This is a genomic window from Algoriphagus oliviformis, from assembly GCF_017254915.1.
In the GTDB taxonomy this organism is placed as follows: domain Bacteria; phylum Bacteroidota; class Bacteroidia; order Cytophagales; family Cyclobacteriaceae; genus Algoriphagus; species Algoriphagus oliviformis.
This window is the reverse complement of record NZ_JAFKCT010000007.1, coordinates 112,771-130,097: the sequence shown is the minus strand read 5'-3', so window position 1 is coordinate 130,097 and position 17,327 is coordinate 112,771. Positions and strand designations below refer to the sequence as shown.

The 17,327-nt window shown below is 45.2% G+C and carries 11 protein-coding genes, 1 CRISPR repeat array and 1 riboswitch (1 of these 13 running past the window's edge); of the genes, 4 read left to right on the top strand and 7 right to left on the bottom strand.

Translation table 11 applies throughout. The annotated features are described in order from the left end of the window. Nucleotides 1-4,534: a CRISPR direct-repeat array (repeat unit 46 nt; unit sequence GTTGTGAATTGCTTTCAAATCAGTACTTTCCTAGGGAAATCACAGC) (it extends 2,412 nt beyond the left edge of the window). 126 nt (nucleotides 4,535-4,660) lie between these two features. From cas2 to J0A68_RS15970, 7 genes are all read right to left on the bottom strand, one after another. Beyond that, the gene (cas2, locus tag J0A68_RS16000) at nucleotides 4,661-4,966 is read right to left on the bottom strand and encodes a CRISPR-associated endonuclease Cas2 (RefSeq protein ID WP_236025624.1); all 306 of its coding nucleotides are present in this window, start codon (nucleotides 4,964-4,966) and stop codon (nucleotides 4,661-4,663) included. A gap of 34 nt (nucleotides 4,967-5,000) precedes the next feature. Next, nucleotides 5,001-5,894 (bottom strand): type II CRISPR-associated endonuclease Cas1, encoded by an 894-nt coding sequence (cas1, locus tag J0A68_RS15995; protein WP_206579237.1) that lies wholly within the window; start codon nucleotides 5,892-5,894, stop codon nucleotides 5,001-5,003. A 56-nt stretch (nucleotides 5,895-5,950) separates the two neighbouring features. After that, the gene (locus tag J0A68_RS15990; protein WP_206579236.1) at nucleotides 5,951-6,538 is read right to left on the bottom strand and encodes a transposase; all 588 of its coding nucleotides are present in this window, start codon (nucleotides 6,536-6,538) and stop codon (nucleotides 5,951-5,953) included. A gap of 3 nt (nucleotides 6,539-6,541) precedes the next feature. Beyond that, on the bottom strand, nucleotides 6,542-11,203 hold the full coding sequence (cas9, locus tag J0A68_RS15985) for a type II CRISPR RNA-guided endonuclease Cas9 (protein ID WP_206579235.1): 4,662 nt from the start codon (nucleotides 11,201-11,203) through the stop codon (nucleotides 6,542-6,544). Nucleotides 11,204-11,321: 118 nt separating this feature from the next. Beyond that, nucleotides 11,322-11,564: a hypothetical protein gene (locus tag J0A68_RS15980; protein WP_206579234.1), complete on the bottom strand. Its 243-nt coding sequence runs from the start codon at nucleotides 11,562-11,564 to the stop codon at nucleotides 11,322-11,324. Further along, entirely contained in the window at nucleotides 11,536-11,811 is a 276-nt protein-coding gene (locus J0A68_RS15975) for a hypothetical protein (protein WP_206579233.1), read from the bottom strand. Before J0A68_RS15975 ends, J0A68_RS15980 begins: the two co-directional genes overlap by 29 nt. A 287-nt stretch (nucleotides 11,812-12,098) precedes the next feature. Beyond that, nucleotides 12,099-12,509 (bottom strand): helix-turn-helix domain-containing protein, encoded by a 411-nt coding sequence (locus J0A68_RS15970; protein WP_206579232.1) that lies wholly within the window; start codon nucleotides 12,507-12,509, stop codon nucleotides 12,099-12,101. 665 nt (nucleotides 12,510-13,174) lie between these two features. On the opposite strand from J0A68_RS15970, the gene J0A68_RS15965 reads away from it, so the two are divergent. The 4 genes from J0A68_RS15965 (at nucleotide 13,175) to J0A68_RS15950 (ending at nucleotide 16,874) form a co-directional block, all read left to right on the top strand. Continuing rightward, on the top strand, nucleotides 13,175-13,771 hold the full coding sequence (locus J0A68_RS15965; RefSeq protein ID WP_206579231.1) for a hypothetical protein: 597 nt from the start codon (nucleotides 13,175-13,177) through the stop codon (nucleotides 13,769-13,771). 11 nt (nucleotides 13,772-13,782) lie between these two features. After that, complete coding sequence (locus J0A68_RS15960; RefSeq protein ID WP_206579230.1) at nucleotides 13,783-14,673, top strand: HEPN domain-containing protein; 891 nt, start codon at nucleotides 13,783-13,785, stop codon at nucleotides 14,671-14,673. Continuing rightward, complete coding sequence (locus tag J0A68_RS15955) at nucleotides 14,666-15,952, top strand: hypothetical protein (protein ID WP_206579229.1); 1,287 nt, start codon at nucleotides 14,666-14,668, stop codon at nucleotides 15,950-15,952. Before J0A68_RS15960 ends, J0A68_RS15955 begins: the two co-directional genes overlap by 8 nt. 265 nt (nucleotides 15,953-16,217) lie before the next feature. After that, nucleotides 16,218-16,874, top strand: coding sequence for a DUF6266 family protein (locus J0A68_RS15950; RefSeq protein WP_206579228.1), 657 nt, complete (start codon nucleotides 16,218-16,220; stop codon nucleotides 16,872-16,874). Nucleotides 16,875-17,097: 223 nt separating this feature from the next. Beyond that, a riboswitch (cobalamin riboswitch) is annotated at nucleotides 17,098-17,323 on the top strand. Nucleotides 17,324-17,327: the final 4 nt, after the last annotated feature.

Sequence of the window (17,327 nt, the reverse complement as noted above, 5' to 3'; positions counted from 1 at the left end):
TGGAGTTTTTACAGGGTTGTGAATTGCTTTCAAATCAGTACTTTCCTAGGGAAATCACAGCGATTCCAAGAGTGCGGTAGCGTTGGAATGCGTTGTGAATTGCTTTCAAATCAGTACTTTCCTAGGGAAATCACAGCATGCAGGAATTTTTGATAGCGGTCGATCCGGTTGTGAATTGCTTTCAAATCAGTACTTTCCTAGGGAAATCACAGCAAGATCAGGTTGAAGTTGTCCACCTGGATCGTTGTGAATTGCTTTCAAATCAGTACTTTCCTAGGGAAATCACAGCGATTGGCAAGTGGTGGAAAGAATACCTGAGTTGTGAATTGCTTTCAAATCAGTACTTTCCTAGGGAAATCACAGCACGGCTCTAATAAAATGCAGTAGCGCACTAGTTGTGAATTGCTTTCAAATCAGTACTTTCCTAGGGAAATCACAGCGATCAAATACAGTGCATGAATTTAGTACTGTTGTGAATTGCTTTCAAATCAGTACTTTCCTAGGGAAATCACAGCTAACACCGATATATACGCCATTCCCTATACGTTGTGAATTGCTTTCAAATCAGTACTTTCCTAGGGAAATCACAGCTTGGGCCACGGCTTTGCTCAGCTCTTGATTGTTGTGAATTGCTTTCAAATCAGTACTTTCCTAGGGAAATCACAGCGGGTCGTAGCTGCCCAGTCCCAGCACCAGCGTTGTGAATTGCTTTCAAATCAGTACTTTCCTAGGGAAATCACAGCTTTGACGCCGCGCAGGACATCGCCACCCAGGTTGTGAATTGCTTTCAAATCAGTACTTTCCTAGGGAAATCACAGCTCGGCGTGCTGGAGCACGGTGAGGGTCTCCGTTGTGAATTGCTTTCAAATCAGTACTTTCCTAGGGAAATCACAGCAGCCAACTCGGGGCTTTCCTCCCATCCGCTGTTGTGAATTGCTTTCAAATCAGTACTTTCCTAGGGAAATCACAGCGAATTGAAGGCGTTCTTTTCGAGGGAGCCTGTTGTGAATTGCTTTCAAATCAGTACTTTCCTAGGGAAATCACAGCGTTGAAACTTCATGATGAATCGCTACACAGTTGTGAATTGCTTTCAAATCAGTACTTTCCTAGGGAAATCACAGCCAACCCCTCTACATCTGCGGGTGCCCTAGAGTTGTGAATTGCTTTCAAATCAGTACTTTCCTAGGGAAATCACAGCTTGACGAGGCACTTGGCGAGGCTTTGGAAGTTGTGAATTGCTTTCAAATCAGTACTTTCCTAGGGAAATCACAGCAGTTGGTTTTGGTTGGGCTGATTGTGATTCGTTGTGAATTGCTTTCAAATCAGTACTTTCCTAGGGAAATCACAGCTGTGGACTTATACCAATGCAGGGCTATCTAGTTGTGAATTGCTTTCAAATCAGTACTTTCCTAGGGAAATCACAGCAAAGTTTTTGGCGACAACAACCTAAATGAGTTGTGAATTGCTTTCAAATCAGTACTTTCCTAGGGAAATCACAGCTCTTTGCCATAATGTAGGTGCAGGCGGACTGTTGTGAATTGCTTTCAAATCAGTACTTTCCTAGGGAAATCACAGCAGTGAACAAAAAGTTTAACTTTTGTCCAAGTTGTGAATTGCTTTCAAATCAGTACTTTCCTAGGGAAATCACAGCTCCCAAGCCTCCTCCGGTGAAGCAGCTTGTGTTGTGAATTGCTTTCAAATCAGTACTTTCCTAGGGAAATCACAGCCGTTCATTTTGGTAGCCGTGGGTTTGGTCAGTTGTGAATTGCTTTCAAATCAGTACTTTCCTAGGGAAATCACAGCATACGGGTCGATTTTGAGTACAATACAGGCGTTGTGAATTGCTTTCAAATCAGTACTTTCCTAGGGAAATCACAGCACGCCTTTATAAACGCTATCCTGACATCAGTTGTGAATTGCTTTCAAATCAGTACTTTCCTAGGGAAATCACAGCTCCTGAAAAGCGAACTCCATGAGCTCACCGGTTGTGAATTGCTTTCAAATCAGTACTTTCCTAGGGAAATCACAGCCAGGAAAAAGAATGCCGCGCTGTCCGACATGTTGTGAATTGCTTTCAAATCAGTACTTTCCTAGGGAAATCACAGCATCCTACACAAGCAACCGAATCCCAAGGGCGTTGTGAATTGCTTTCAAATCAGTACTTTCCTAGGGAAATCACAGCGTTTCCGGCAAGTTTACTCGCTTAAAAGTTGTTGTGAATTGCTTTCAAATCAGTACTTTCCTAGGGAAATCACAGCAAATATCTTTTAATAATCAATAAACAACACGTTGTGAATTGCTTTCAAATCAGTACTTTCCTAGGGAAATCACAGCGCAAAAGTCACTCCAAGACATAACGCCTTTGTTGTGAATTGCTTTCAAATCAGTACTTTCCTAGGGAAATCACAGCATCCCCCTCAAAAATCCTATTCCCGTTCTTGTTGTGAATTGCTTTCAAATCAGTACTTTCCTAGGGAAATCACAGCCAAAAAGACCAGGACATCACTCCGGGGCTCGTTGTGAATTGCTTTCAAATCAGTACTTTCCTAGGGAAATCACAGCCACTTGATGGCGACATTGAAGTAGGCCTCCGTTGTGAATTGCTTTCAAATCAGTACTTTCCTAGGGAAATCACAGCTCCATCGGGGCCAGGCAGATGGTTACGTACGTTGTGAATTGCTTTCAAATCAGTACTTTCCTAGGGAAATCACAGCATTAATTACAGGCTAAAACAGGATACTAGGGTTGTGAATTGCTTTCAAATCAGTACTTTCCTAGGGAAATCACAGCTTCCTTGATGAATCTAATGAACATTGGGAAGTTGTGAATTGCTTTCAAATCAGTACTTTCCTAGGGAAATCACAGCGGCAATAAAACAAGGATAGAACCAGACAGGGTTGTGAATTGCTTTCAAATCAGTACTTTCCTAGGGAAATCACAGCCATATACGATATGATTTTGGTCATTATGGGGTTGTGAATTGCTTTCAAATCAGTACTTTCCTAGGGAAATCACAGCAAAAGCTTGAGAAGACTCTAAAGAGACTTGTTGTGAATTGCTTTCAAATCAGTACTTTCCTAGGGAAATCACAGCCGCTTATGAAATCAATCATCTAATATTACAGTTGTGAATTGCTTTCAAATCAGTACTTTCCTAGGGAAATCACAGCGAGCTGGTGGAGCGCTTCAATGCCGATCCAGTTGTGAATTGCTTTCAAATCAGTACTTTCCTAGGGAAATCACAGCGTCGCCCTGACCGAGTACGGCGGCATCCGGGTTGTGAATTGCTTTCAAATCAGTACTTTCCTAGGGAAATCACAGCATGGGGGTATTTTTGAAAAAAAGCAGTTTCGTTGTGAATTGCTTTCAAATCAGTACTTTCCTAGGGAAATCACAGCACCGGAAAGTTGAACTCCACCTCGTCGTCTGTTGTGAATTGCTTTCAAATCAGTACTTTCCTAGGGAAATCACAGCGTTTAAAAACTTTCAGCGATATTTAAATCAGTTGTGAATTGCTTTCAAATCAGTACTTTCCTAGGGAAATCACAGCTGGAGGTGGAGCGCGTGTTGGTCGTGGGGCGTTGTGAATTGCTTTCAAATCAGTACTTTCCTAGGGAAATCACAGCGCAAGCGATTTTTCTTGCATTGCGGCATTGTTGTGAATTGCTTTCAAATCAGTACTTTCCTAGGGAAATCACAGCCTCACATTCTAGGAGCGGACGGTCGAATCGGTTGTGAATTGCTTTCAAATCAGTACTTTCCTAGGGAAATCACAGCAGCTGATCAAGATCGGCTCAGGTGTCATCTGTTGTGAATTGCTTTCAAATCAGTACTTTCCTAGGGAAATCACAGCTGAAAGGGCTAGGATAGCTGAGTTCGAAGCGTTGTGAATTGCTTTCAAATCAGTACTTTCCTAGGGAAATCACAGCAACTAAACACACCTTAGAAATGTGTTATAAGTTGTGAATTGCTTTCAAATCAGTACTTTCCTAGGGAAATCACAGCAAACCTCCGTTGCCAAGGAATGACCTAACCGTTGTGAATTGCTTTCAAATCAGTACTTTCCTAGGGAAATCACAGCATTTCAAGCATCGCCTGACGTGAAGATTTGTTGTGAATTGCTTTCAAATCAGTACTTTCCTAGGGAAATCACAGCGCCACATGGAGTCCAGAATCAGGCGGATCTGTTGTGAATTGCTTTCAAATCAGTACTTTCCTAGGGAAATCACAGCTCTGCCAACCGATACGTAACCGTATCCCTGGTTGTGAATTGCTTTCAAATCAGTACTTTCCTAGGGAAATCACAGCCTTTTCCAATTTTCTTGTATCTCATAGACCGTTGTGAATTGCTTTCAAATCAGTACTTTCCTAGGGAAATCACAGCACTGGAGCGATTCGCTAAAGATATGGACTGTTGTGAATTGCTTTCAAATCAGTACTTTCCTAGGGAAATCACAGCTATGATGGAATTGGCAGACATAGCGGTCTTGTTGTGAATTGCTTTCAAATCAGTACTTTCCTAGGGAAATCACAGCATACCATGCCGTAAACGGCTGGTATGCTGTTTTTTATTCCATAATTTAGAATCAAAAAAAGGGCTGTGCTTTGGAGCTGGAAACGAAAGACCTGTCAGGTTTTGAAAACCTGACAGGTCTTTTACTTCAAAACAACTCCAACTGCTGAGAAGGAGGCTCAGGTTCTATAGGCTTGGTCCCGTAAAAAATCTCCATCATCCCAAACTGCTTGTCCGTAATGGACATCATTCCTACCTTGCCCTTGGGTGGAAGGTTTTTTTTGACCCGCTTCAGGTGGACATCCGCATTTTCCCGACTGGCACAGAAACGCATGTAGATCGAAAACTGGAACATGGCAAATCCGTCGTCCAGCAGTTTCTTACGGAAAGCTGTCGCCACCTTCCGATCCTTCTTGGTCTCCGTGGGAAGGTCGAAAAACACTAATACCCACAAAGTCCGGTATTGGTTAAGTCGTGAGAAATAGCCATTATCCATATTCGGGATAGGAAATTTTCCTGCTGATCCCCGCAAAGCAGTCAAAAAGGGAACTCGTGGTCCGGCTGGCAGCTACCATCAGGGGACTCTTCTGACCGTCGATCACCACATCCAGGGCCGGGATACTCAGAAGCTCTTTCTTAAGCGAGGTCGTCAATTCGCCAAAATCATCCTCCGTCTCCACGATGTGCGACACGACCAGATCCACGTAGGGGCGATAAGGCTCCATGATGTCGTCAGCCAAGCAATAGGCATTGTATTTATTGCGATGCCAAATGCCGACGTTGGGCAGCATCCCGGAGGATACCAGCGCCCGGGCGATCACCGCTCGGAGGATGGCATAGCCGTAGTTGAGCAGATTGTTGGGCGGAAGGCCAGCCTGCTCCCGGGTAAAGCCTGGAATCACAAACAGGTTCTGCCAATAGTAGGCCGCTGCTTGGCCTTCGTGGTTATCCTTGTCCCCCGAACTTACGTTTTTTGCCAAATGGCGAAGCTTCTGCGCCGGTATCCCCTTTTCCTCCAAAAGGCCCGCCTGGTTGGCGATCTTAGCCGACACCGTCTGTTGCCAGAGGTTCTTTTTCAGTGGTACACTGGCGTCCAGCTGGTGGCGGATGCGCTCGGTTTGTTCGCTGTGACCGTGCATGGGAAGCAGCAGGCCATCAGGCAAGCGTTGGGCATTGCAGGAGACGACAGCGGTCTTTTGGTTGGTCAGCTTGGCCAACAGTCCGTTGGTGACGGTGATTTGCTGGTTTTCGAGCACGATCATCCCGATATCCTCGATGGGCACCGTGCGATCCGGCTGCCCATCCGGAAAGCTGATGTGCAACTGCTCATTTTTGGTACTCAGGTAGGCAGGATTGCCAAAGAAAAGGGTTCGTTTAATCATGGATATCTGCCGAAAAATAAAGTCCTGACAGGTTTCGAAAACCTGTCAGGACTAGTCTATTCAAATTCTTTACTCAAAATCAACTCTCTCTTCACCGAGATCATATCCCATACATGGGACATCCCATCGAAGAAATTCCTGTAATACGACCTATCTACCAGTGAAGCCTGCTCTAGGTGATTGTATGCCTTCCAACTCGACCATTTCCAGTGCTCTATTGAATCCGAAAAACCGTGTTTGACGGGATTCAGATGGATGTAGAGGAAGGTTTCTTGCCACTGCTCTTGGCTCAAGATTGGCTTTCTCGAAAACGCTCTTTGGAACAGGCTTCCTTTTCGCCCAAACCGCTTGTTGAAGGCTTTGGTATAGGAATTAAAAAGGTCTGAAAACCCCTTGATCGCCGGATTTCTTGAGGGATGCCCGATCAGACCTGTCAGGTTTTGAAAACCTGACAGGTCTGTCTCCTTCACTCCCACCAGAAAATGGAAGTGGTTTGGCATCAGGCAATAGGCATAGGTATCCAGCACATCCCCCAGGTACTTCGCATACTGGCTCAGAAAAAACCGATAATTCTCCTCTTCCCGGAAGATATTTTCCGAGCCGTTGGCGTGGTTGTAGACATGGTAGGATTGGGCGTATTCCATGAATCAACGAGACACAATGCCTCTAATTTCCCCTAACCTGTCGACGCTCAACTTCACACAGCTTTCCTTCAGAGATTTACGATCTAAAGAAACTTCAATCTTATTCAGCTGTGACAATTCAACTTTATCTACTATCGATTTGGCTACCTGGCAAGGAACTCCATAGAGCCTATTGCCAGTAAAGCTCACCACTTTATAAATTCCATCAACTTCAACTACACTTTGATCAAACTTCCTACCATCAAGTAAATCACCCGCTTCATCCTTCGACACATATATTAGATCGTTCGGCGAAAGAAAAAACAACAAACTGTGTCCCATTTCATTTCGCTCGGGCACCGGGCTTAATCCTTGCTTTTGTCGCTCTATTACCACATTTAAAGGAACACTATCATAGCTTCTCTTTCCATTCTCGTCCTTGTAGACAGCATAGTAAAGATTAGTTCCCTTAGCTGCTTCGACAAATTTGCTCCCTTTATTACCTTTTTGGCCCACTACAAATTTATTACCTTTTGGCTCGTAGGTACGGACTTTCAAGATTGGCTGATGATGTTTCCCTCCATTCAAGGCCTGTATATTCTTGTTCATTTCTTCAATTCCCTCCTGCGAAAATGCCAACAACTCTGCTGGAATCTCCTTCCCTTTTTCATCCACTCGGCCTCGATACTTATCCAAATGACTGTGCAATATTTTCTGAATTCCAGAGTCAGTTATAGATTCAATTCTCTTTTCATTGAAGGTATCGTTTAGTGAGACTCTGGAAGCCACATTGTCTTCCATCCAATAGTAGATTTCCACTTTAGATATATCCTGCCCATCAAAATTGTTATCGACCTCTCTAAAATGTTTGGAAATCTTCTTTTTATCCAATCCAATTGAATCCAGTCTTTTCAACTCCCTCCTCAACCCCTTATCAACTATATCTGGAATAAAACCCAATGCCTGATTTAATGAAACAATTTTCTTTCCTCTCAAATGAACAAGCCCTGAAACCGTATCCTTGTGCATTGGTTTTCGAATAGCCCAGTTCACACCTGTCTGTGCATGCATTTCCTTGACCTTCACTCCATCTTTCTCTGTCCATTTTTCATACTTGTTGTTTGCTCTGTTTACAACCCTGAGGTTCTGTTTGAAGCTTACAATTATATTTATCAAGGCATCTTTTGCATCGGTAGTGAAGCTATTCCATGGCTTGACAAAATCCCTCGGAACTTCTCGCTCAATTCTTTCACCAGTCTTCCCATCGATATAGGCCACTTTTTCATAATTTCTAAGCTTCCTATTCAGGTCATGCCGTTTTGCCGATTTAGCATGTAGGTTATTTAAAAGGTTAATATGGTCTCTTGTAGCACAGGCAATGACCAAGGCATCCATCGCGTGATGGCGATGGTCTATTCTCTTCTTGGAAAACCCTTTGGAAAACTCTAGTGGCACGGTAGGCAAAAACTTCTGGTGATTCTCATTCCAAGCCGTGAAATGAGTGGATTTAGTGAGTAGATTCATCCGCTCAAACCTAGGCAGTATCAGTTCGTTCCAAACATCATTCAACCCCCAGTCATGCTTGAGTTCGGTCGTAATCTTTCCATTACCAGGAACAATGTTCTTTGAGTTAAGACCCTCATCACCACCATCTTCTCTAACAATATTAGACAATGCAGAAGTTATGAATTTGCTAATGTATCGGGTATCATTTAACTGACGCTCAATCATCTTTTCCGGAATTTCCTCCAATAAGAGCTTATTTCGCTTTGAGCGGTTTTTGACATAATTCTGCTTAACAAACTCCTCATAGGCAGGCACTTCAAAAATCTTCACAGACTTACCCATACCCAATTCGACTATCTGACCGTGATGGCTCTTGATAAATTCAAGTCCGATTTGGTTCCCCTTAAGCTTATTGACTGCAGTCTCACAAATGACCTTATTGCTAAAACTGTCATCAAAATACCTGCTCTGCGGAATAATGTGTTCTATTTCGTAATCAGGACTGAACAATCTATTCAGCGGAATAATCTTCCCCGTATAGGGAGAACAATATTTCTGCTCCAGCCAAAGCTTGTATCTTCGGAGATCAGCACTTGAAGGCTGTGGTGTTTTACTTATTTTCAATATATCATCATCAATATCAATATCTGAATTAAGCACCCCTTCCTCATAAACTTTCAGAATCTCCTGCTGCATTGGCGAATAAGGCCGTACGTTTTCGACATTGATATCCTGTGCCATTTCTGCCAGAAGTGCTTTGATTCGCAAATTGGTATTTTCATTTTCAGTCATTCGATTGGTGATCTGCTTCCGCTCGTCAGCGTTATTTTTCATATCCCTACCGAGTTCAATGTGAATTTCACCGAAGAAATCCCTAGCTCCCCCTCCATACTTTGACCAGATATCCCTGACCACTCTCAACGTCTCCGTGACCACCTGCTCTACTATAGGATTGCGAAGAGAGTGCTGTCTAAATTCTCGAAGATATTCTTCCATGTCATCCACAGAATTCCATTTACCTATCTCAGCAGCCTCCGAATGCCGTCCATACACCAGGTAGGATGCAATATGAAGTCTTAGCTTTTGGAATAGCGCTACGTCTCCATCCAAAAACAGGCTAAGCTCTTGGTAAAGCTTCGTATTGATATCCTTATTCCATATCTCTCGATCCGAATTCGATATCTTGTTATTTTGCTCTTCCAACTTTTGAAGTAGCCGTTCGATGTTCTTTAAATAAGAAGGGGATTCCCGTAAAATGTCATTTTCATTCCAAAATTTACCTACCCTCATTAGGGGCAAAAGCTTCTTGATCGCCTTTTCCGAGAAAGCCCCATACTCGCTTTTGAATGGAGGAAACTTCCTAAACGCCTCAACAAATGTGCTTTCGTCCAGTTGATTTTTGACCGCAAATGACTTCAATGCCTTCTCATAATCTACTTTATCTGTCACAGAGTAGATGATATGCCATAGCTGTTGTTCTATAGGTCTTGTGAGAAACCCCTCGCTAATTCCCTCCACTTTATCCAGCCTCGTCCTGATCAAAGATCTTGTCTCATTACAGGGATATTTCTTGTCCTCCACATACTTCCACCGATACTTCTCCACTTCAGCACTCAGCAATTTCCCTTTCCATCCTTTTTGTTTGAGCAGATATTCAAGCAAAACTTTCTGTTCTATCTCCCTTTTGTCATTGAGGAATTCAAACAGTCCTTCCCAATCTTCCGAACTGTTTAGGAAATCACTGGTAACATTGACATCCTCATCCTTGGGGTAAATTGACAAATTGTAAATCCACTGCCAGAGCCGAAATTCCTGATAGTATGGATTCGACTTGGGAGTAGCTTTCAAAGGCCTGAACACCTGATTCCCATCGCCATCTTTTAGCGGATTCCCCTTCTCATCCCTCATTGGCCTTTTCTCCAATGAACAATTGCCAACGGATGACTTTTGGCTTCTCAAGGGCCGCTGATAAAAAATGATATCCTCCACGATCAAATGGACAAAATCTTTTTGTCCCAAAATCGCCTGATGCGCGTCATTGTTACGATAGAGCTCGCGGACACAGTCCTCATAAAACTCCTGGCTCTGCAATTCCGAATGAAACTCCACCTGCCTTGCCAAAATCCGTCTGAGCTCGTCCTTATAGAACTTCCGTTCTATAGTACGAACCAGTTTCCCCTTAATTTTCTGCTTGGGGTTTTGCAACAAAGAATCGTAGATATAGGCACCAACGGTCTTGTTAGACTGATCGACTTCCTTTTCGGTTTTCTTCTTCACCAGATTCCAATCATCCTCCCCAGGTGCTCTAAAGCTCCTCTTAACATTTCCTTCCTTGTCGGTCTTGAAGCTACCATCTTTTTCGAGACCGGTAGTAACAATGAAATCCCGAACCTTATCTTTCCAGTCATACAAAGGAGTCTTGCTAGACCTCCTATACACCCATCCGTTTTCCAATATCAAGGAATACCAGACTTCTGGCTTTCCTTTTTGAGCCTCGTCTGCTACTACATCCACTATCTTGAGCGAGTGGAATTCTACCAGGTTATCCGGATTTTCGTCCTTCTCTTCTCCACGCAACTGGTAATACCCTCTTTTTTGGTTGAAATTGAGAATGATCCACGCCAATTCCTCTTTGGTGATTTTCTGGGTCAAAGCCTTCTTCCTGAGAAAATAGATTGTCCAATCATAGGGAATCAAGGCAGCATCACCTTTCTTGTTTATCAGCAGTTGGGGCTGAAATTGACGAAACTCCTCCAACATCTCCTGAAAGGATTCCTTGAACAGAAATTCATATTCATTTTTGTTTTTAGCACCATTCCACTCTGCCTGATAAGCTACCTTCGGCTCGGCATCGTCAACAAACTTCCCAAGACGCTTTTCGAAATCAATCTGCGAAGCATAATGGGAAGGCAGAAAACCCAATACATTCAAGACCCGATGTAATCGTTCTCTTCGTAAGAGATGCCTTTCCTTGAGACGCCTGACACTTCTTAATCTCGTACGTTCAGCGGTTTGAGACACGGAGTTCCCCCTACCGAACTCTCCCAAGATATCCTGGGACATCGGAATAATCCGACTTCCCATCCCGAGGATCTTGCCCTCTTTCTTTTCAAAATCCTGCTCGATCAGCGCCCACCCAATTGAGTTGGTTCCCAAATCAAGACCTAAAATCTTTTTCATATTATTTTGGAAGTTTATACTTTTTCTATACTTTTAGACACTGATTTAAAAGCAATTCACAATAAGGATTATTCCGTTGTGTAAACATTCAAGGCGGCGCAAGTCGCCTTTTCTTTTTTCACCCCCTATACCTATCCTCCACCTCATCCGCCGCTTGGTAACTTAAGCCAGTATTGGCTCCTTGACCGCTCAGGATCAGATCCGTCCAGACACCAATCCCGACTTCGTAGAGGGAATGCTTGGCAGTCACCATTGCGATGAGTCTTGTCCCGGCACCGAGCAAGTTGGCGAGGACGATGTTTTCATAGGCTGGCAAGTAGCCAAGGAAATACCTATTCCACTCCCACTGCAAAGCGGTCATGCTTGTGATCCGGGAAGCACTTGAGCTCGACCTGATCTCCAACTTTGATATCGCCTAGGCACTCGGACAGCCCATAGTATTGTACTCCCCGCGGATAGTTGTCATAGATCTTGATCGGCTGGGTGATCAGCTGGGTAAGCAAGCCCGGCTTGGGTGCTATATCCGGAGTGAACAGAGACACCGTCCCGAGTCCCATGGTTTTCAGAAATTCCTTTCGGCCAATGCCACTTTCATTTCTATTTGTCATTTCTTGCGCTACTTCATCCGATTCTGCAATCATGCCTTTATATACCTTCCTTCAAATCCCAAAACTTCATACTGCAATATATCATTTGGAAAATTCTACAAAATACCCAGTACTGGGTATTTTTAGTCCATCTCCGATAGACTTTGTCAAAACCAGTCTACGTTGATTTAAAAGTCCTACAGTTCTCCCGAGAACGCGCTACATCTCGAGTGATTCCAACGAATCAATTCCAAAAAAAAGCCCTCCCAGATTCTCGGGAAGGCTCATCTTCTATCGTATGACAGCTGCTACTTGTCAAGCAGCTTCTTCAGGATCTCCACCTTCTCCCGCTCCGATTCCAGGAGCCGCTCGTAGAGCTTCTTGTTTTCTTCTAGGGCTTCGACTAGCCTATCCAAAGGGTTGAAAGTTGGGTTGTGATTGTAAATCAATCCTGTTGCATTGTCGTGAGAAGTAAATGAGTTAGAAATGATATTTACAGACTTCTCCTCGTCAAAATTTTTAATAGCCTCCACTGGCACTTTCAAAATCTCGGCGACTTGACGGATCAGCGCTTCCTCCACTTCTTCCTTTTGCTCCAGCAGGCTGATCTTCTTTTGGGACCAGTCCTCGCCCAGCTCAAAGGCCAGGGCTTCCTGCTTGATGCCCATCATCTCCCGGAATCGCTTGATGTTTCTGCCGTGGTGGATCTTGTCGCTCATAGGTGAAGGGTTTAGAAAGGGAAATTAAGAAATTCCCCCGAATTGACTAAACTAAGATATTCAGGTGGGTGATTTTATCCAAGTAAGCACACTCAAACCGGGACATTTGCTGTCTCTAATTCTTCTACCAAGTCTGCCTTTCCTGACGCAGCCGCTCAAAAAGTACAGCAACCATGGAATTTTGCCAGCCTAACACAAAACACTAATCTGATAGGCGCGGGGGGAGGATTTGCCAGCGAGCCAGCGTCCGGCCCGCTGCTGCGTCAGCCCAACGCGCCTATCCAAACGATATTTAGTGCTAGAAAGGCCAACATCAATCGTTGTTCCCCTCTTTTGCGACTCCACAGTCCCAGCTTAAAAACTCATGTTTTATCCCTGCCTTGTCCCGATGGCCTGGTATATCTGCCATGCCTACGGCATTTCGGGAACTTATCACAAAATCCATATTCCAGCCATTATGGTTCGACTCCGCTCACCAACCATGACTGGCTAAATAATCGATCATGCCTACGGCATTTTACAAAGCCCATCCTTTGCAAGAATAATTTATCCCAAATCCCTACTAAGCTATTCCTTTCCAGAATACCATACCCCATTGAAGATCATGAATTTGGACGCATAGTTCCTCCGAAAGGAACGACCAACCGCACCAAACTGATTTCACGATGGAAAACACTTTTAGCACTTGCCGCAGGGCTTTTCGATGCAAAAACCAACACGAGGCCTTTGTCACTTTAAACTATGTCCTCCAAAGTGTCACGGACATCTCCTCCTGGCTGAAAAAAATCGGAACAATTCAAGAGGCGGTTTTCAATCATGAGATTGATTTCGAAAAGACTTCTCCTGATTCCCTGCTCTACTCCGGCCAACTGATACTCAAAGTCATCTACGCCAGTGTCCACCTACAGGAATTCCCCGCAATGGACAAGAATAAACTTGACTGGAGCCATCTAGCAGACGCTTGGATTCAAAGGCGGTGCAAGAAAGAATCCGAAACCCTCCTTCCCCTACAAATCCTCCAATACGGCCCAAAAAATCTTAGCCAAGAAGAAATCCTCGACCCCTCAGCTTTTATCAAAGCATTTTACCAAAAGCAGTCCCTAATGAAATGGATCAAGCGCTGGAATCAGTTCCGCGAAATGGCCTTTTACCAAGATTCCACCTTTGATGGAGATGAAGGGGAGTATCTGGAAGACTTTACCTATCTCAAAAAGCTACTGGAAGCCAGCTACCTGATCTTTGTCCGCTATTCTTCCTTTTAACCTCCATTCCCATGCAAGTCAAAATCTCAAGAACCGATCAAGATCGGGCAGAACACTTCAGAGACTTTCTGCAGCTGCTCGTCGAAAAATTCCAACCTACCCGGATTATCTCCTTTGGCACCCAAACAGAGTTGAATGAAATCTCCGGGTGCTTTGCCAGCAGGCAGATCAAGCACCAGCACCACTGCCTGCTGGTCTGTACCGAGTCCAGCGCCCGCATCGAGTATGAGGTACAGGATTTTGCCAATACGCACTATCACGAGGGGCAAGTTACCATCCTCTGCCATGGGGAGGCTACCGTCCAGGAAAAAACCCAGTCGGACAGCCGCTTCTTCGCCACCGTGCTCTCCCAGGGCAAGCCACTCTACACCAGAGACGGCTTCTTTGACCTTGAATTCAAGCCCATCGTACACCCCGCCACGGTCTTGGAAAAAGCCGAGAAACACTATTTCCACCGGATCTCGCTTGCCAGGGGATTTTTGGAATCGGCATTTGCCAGTCTACAAAAAGGGCAGTACAACATCTCCACCTTCCTCCTGCATCAGGCCGTGGAGCAATCCCTCATTGTTCTGATCAGGGTACATATCGACTACCGCTCCGAATTCCACAACCTCCACCGACTGCTGGGCTTGACTCGGTGTTTCTCCGATCTCCCCATCCAACTGATGATAGGAGACCGCCCCGCCGACAAAAAAGTGTTTAGCCTACTCACCAGCAGCTATGGCCGAGCCCGGTATGCTCCGGAGTTCCACGTCGGCCAGAAAGACGCCGAGGAACTCTACCAAAAAGCCGCCTCCCTGTTTGAGTTGGCCAAGACGATGTGCGCCGCCAAAATGGAGGCATTCGCAGCCGAGGTTCCCAGTATGACACTACGCCCCGAAAACGACTCGAACCATGACTAAACCCCAAATTCCTGACCTGAAAGCTTTTTATCGCCTGCCTTTTGAAGAAGGCTCTTTTGAGCTGACCGAAAAAACCTTAAACCTGAACTCGACCTTTCAAAAACCCGACTATCCTTTCCCAGTAGCGGTACGGAACGTCCTTTTCCGGAATGAAATCCTCACTTTGGGGGTCAAGATCGATGATGAACCGGAGCAGCTGGTTTTTCTGAAGGTTAGCCAACACGCACTCCTAGTCAGCTGCGACTCAGGCACCTACCCGAGCTTTCTGAGCCGCCACGCCTATCTTGGATTGTATTCCCTCATCGGATATAGCACAGGCAAGTGCTTCAAGAAGTACTTTTGGCCGGATTTCTTTGACCCCCAGACTGGGCGAAGCAAGTTTCTCACCGTCTACAATGACCGTCAGGGATTGGATATTGAGGTCAAGTCCAAGTATCCACACTTCTACAGACCCGGTGATGCGCTGATCGAGTGGCTCCACGAACCCAAAAACTCGGTGCAGAACCTCCGCGCCGACACATTGGAGCACGTAACGATGGATGAATCTTCTTCTTCCGGGATGGCGTTAGGGTATTTTTTAGCCGATATCAACCTGTCGTCCATTCACTCTAACCACTATCCGTTTTTGGTTCCTTTTCTCGGTATTCCGACAAAAGATCGAGAAAGGATCAAATCCTTCGTCTCCACGTTGGCAAGCGAGATGGACCTGCAAGGCACAGCCTGTACGCCCGTCCAACAACGGCTCAATGCAATCTGCTTCAAAATGCGGGAACTGGCGCCGGTGGATTCGGTCTGCTGGTGGAAACCCTTCTCTCCCGATGCCACTAAGCGGGGCAAGGGGAGTCAACTCTTAGAGCTCTGGCACGAGGCAAAGCGACTGATCCTATCACAGAAATTTGTTTTCTACTACAATACCCATGGATTGAAGTATCTCTCGGAAAAACCGACGCGACGCTGGGCTACCCCATGCTTCATCCGAAAAGAGCGACCCCAGCTCGTCTTAAAGCGACTTGACAAAGGAGATTATTACCAGTTTGAGCTGCGGTTCAGAGCGCATAAAAAAGTGCTCTTGCCAGAGAAACGCAATATTGCCTTTTTTGTCAATTCAAGGACCGATCCGGCAAACCTCTACTTGTTGGATCAGTTTACCGACTTTCAGTTGGTCTTATTTTTCAGCCGATATGGATACAAACTCGCCATACTAAAATGCCACTACAAAGACGAAATCAAGGCTTTTATGGACTATGTCACAGAACGTTACGAACTGATGGCTCACTGAATTTCCACACCATCCCAGCCCACCTCTCGTTCTACTTCCCCATTCCCTGCACGATACAGTTGGCTAGCTCTCAGCTTTCCCCTAACCTAAAGCGAATCATCACCATAGCATGACCAATAGCACATCAACTACTATCCAATCTAAAATCAATCGTGGATTGCTTAATTATCGCTTTTAAAAAGAACCTTAAATCCACTCACGATAAAACAGTTAGGAATTATCCGCCATCCAAACTAAATTTCATTGTACATCAAACTGCAAGGTTATGGCAAGGGTTACTAACTCAATCCTAGAGGGGCTATCGGGAAGCGTAGGGGATTTGGTATTCTACAAGATAGGCGACAAAACCTACACCCGCAGGAAACCTGGAAAGCAGAGCAAATCCACCAAAGCGAGAACATCTGACCTCAAGCGCCGCTCGCAGTCGGTGATGACCCAAACCCACGCCTTTCTTAGGAAGATCACTCATATCCTTCGGTTTGGATACCAAAACCAGGTAGAGGGGGCAAGCAGACAGTATCACGCGGCAGTATCCTATACCTCCAAAAACTGTTTCAGGCTTGAAGGGGAAGCAAAAGTACTGGAGATCGGTGCTGTCAAAATCAGCCTTGGAACGCTCCTCGGGCCACAAAACCCTAGGGCCGAGCGAGTGCCAAACGGGGTGGAATTCTGCTGGACGGACAATTCCGGGCAAGGGTCTGCCAAGGCTACTGATGAGGTCTTTGTATGCTTGCTTTCCGTAGGCGGAAGTGGCTCGGAATGGGAGTTTCTGGGAAGTCAGCGGTCTGCCGGCAAGCATGTTTTGCCATTACCTAGTACCTATTCCGCTACGCAATGGCATGCCTGGATTGCTTTCAGCCAAGAAAATACATGGACAAAGCAAAGAACGCTTTCCGACTCTGTTTATCTCGGGATGGTATAACGCTGTCGAGAAAAGAACGGCCGAAGCTATGTAAAAACTTGGCCGTTTCGGTAAAACATCATCGTTTCGACAAAATCATCGGCCGCGCCACCGGCTTTAGAATACTTGCCAATCTGATTTCAGATAGCCAGCCTCTCCTTCTTTTTACCATGATCCAACAGCCGCTCACCGAAATCGAGCATTTTTATCGTACATTCGCCCCGACTCGTTCATTGTTTGATGTACCATCAACGCCGTTGCAGGTTTCCCCTAGCGGGGAATTAATAAGGAACCGTGTGAAAATCACGGGCTGTCGCGCAACTGTAATCCCGTCCCTCCCAACGGAGGGAAAAAGCTCTGTCCACACAGGCCATTGTCCACGCCAACCGATATCCGTCGGTGGCAGAAAGGATGAGAAGGCGGACAAAAGTCGGGAAAGCCAGGAGACTTGCCTACAACGAATTGACAAACGCT

What these genes read in the sequence shown, in the direction of transcription:
- cas1 (WP_206579237.1), bottom strand. Translation starts at nt 5,894, where the DNA reads ATGATTAAACGAACCCTTTTCTTTGGCAATCCTGCCTACCTGAGTACC.
- J0A68_RS15990 (WP_206579236.1), bottom strand. Translation starts at nt 6,538, where the DNA reads ATGGAATACGCCCAATCCTACCATGTCTACAACCACGCCAACGGCTCG.
- cas9 (WP_206579235.1), bottom strand. Translation starts at nt 11,203, where the DNA reads ATGAAAAAGATTTTAGGTCTTGATTTGGGAACCAACTCAATTGGGTGG.
- J0A68_RS15980 (WP_206579234.1), bottom strand. Translation starts at nt 11,564, where the DNA reads ATGACCGCTTTGCAGTGGGAGTGGAATAGGTATTTCCTTGGCTACTTG.
- J0A68_RS15975 (WP_206579233.1), bottom strand. Translation starts at nt 11,811, where the DNA reads ATGACAAATAGAAATGAAAGTGGCATTGGCCGAAAGGAATTTCTGAAA.
- J0A68_RS15970 (WP_206579232.1), bottom strand. Translation starts at nt 12,509, where the DNA reads ATGAGCGACAAGATCCACCACGGCAGAAACATCAAGCGATTCCGGGAG.
- J0A68_RS15965 (WP_206579231.1), top strand. Translation starts at nt 13,175, where the DNA reads ATGGAAAACACTTTTAGCACTTGCCGCAGGGCTTTTCGATGCAAAAAC.
- J0A68_RS15960 (WP_206579230.1), top strand. Translation starts at nt 13,783, where the DNA reads ATGCAAGTCAAAATCTCAAGAACCGATCAAGATCGGGCAGAACACTTC.
- J0A68_RS15955 (WP_206579229.1), top strand. Translation starts at nt 14,666, where the DNA reads ATGACTAAACCCCAAATTCCTGACCTGAAAGCTTTTTATCGCCTGCCT.
- J0A68_RS15950 (WP_206579228.1), top strand. Translation starts at nt 16,218, where the DNA reads ATGGCAAGGGTTACTAACTCAATCCTAGAGGGGCTATCGGGAAGCGTA.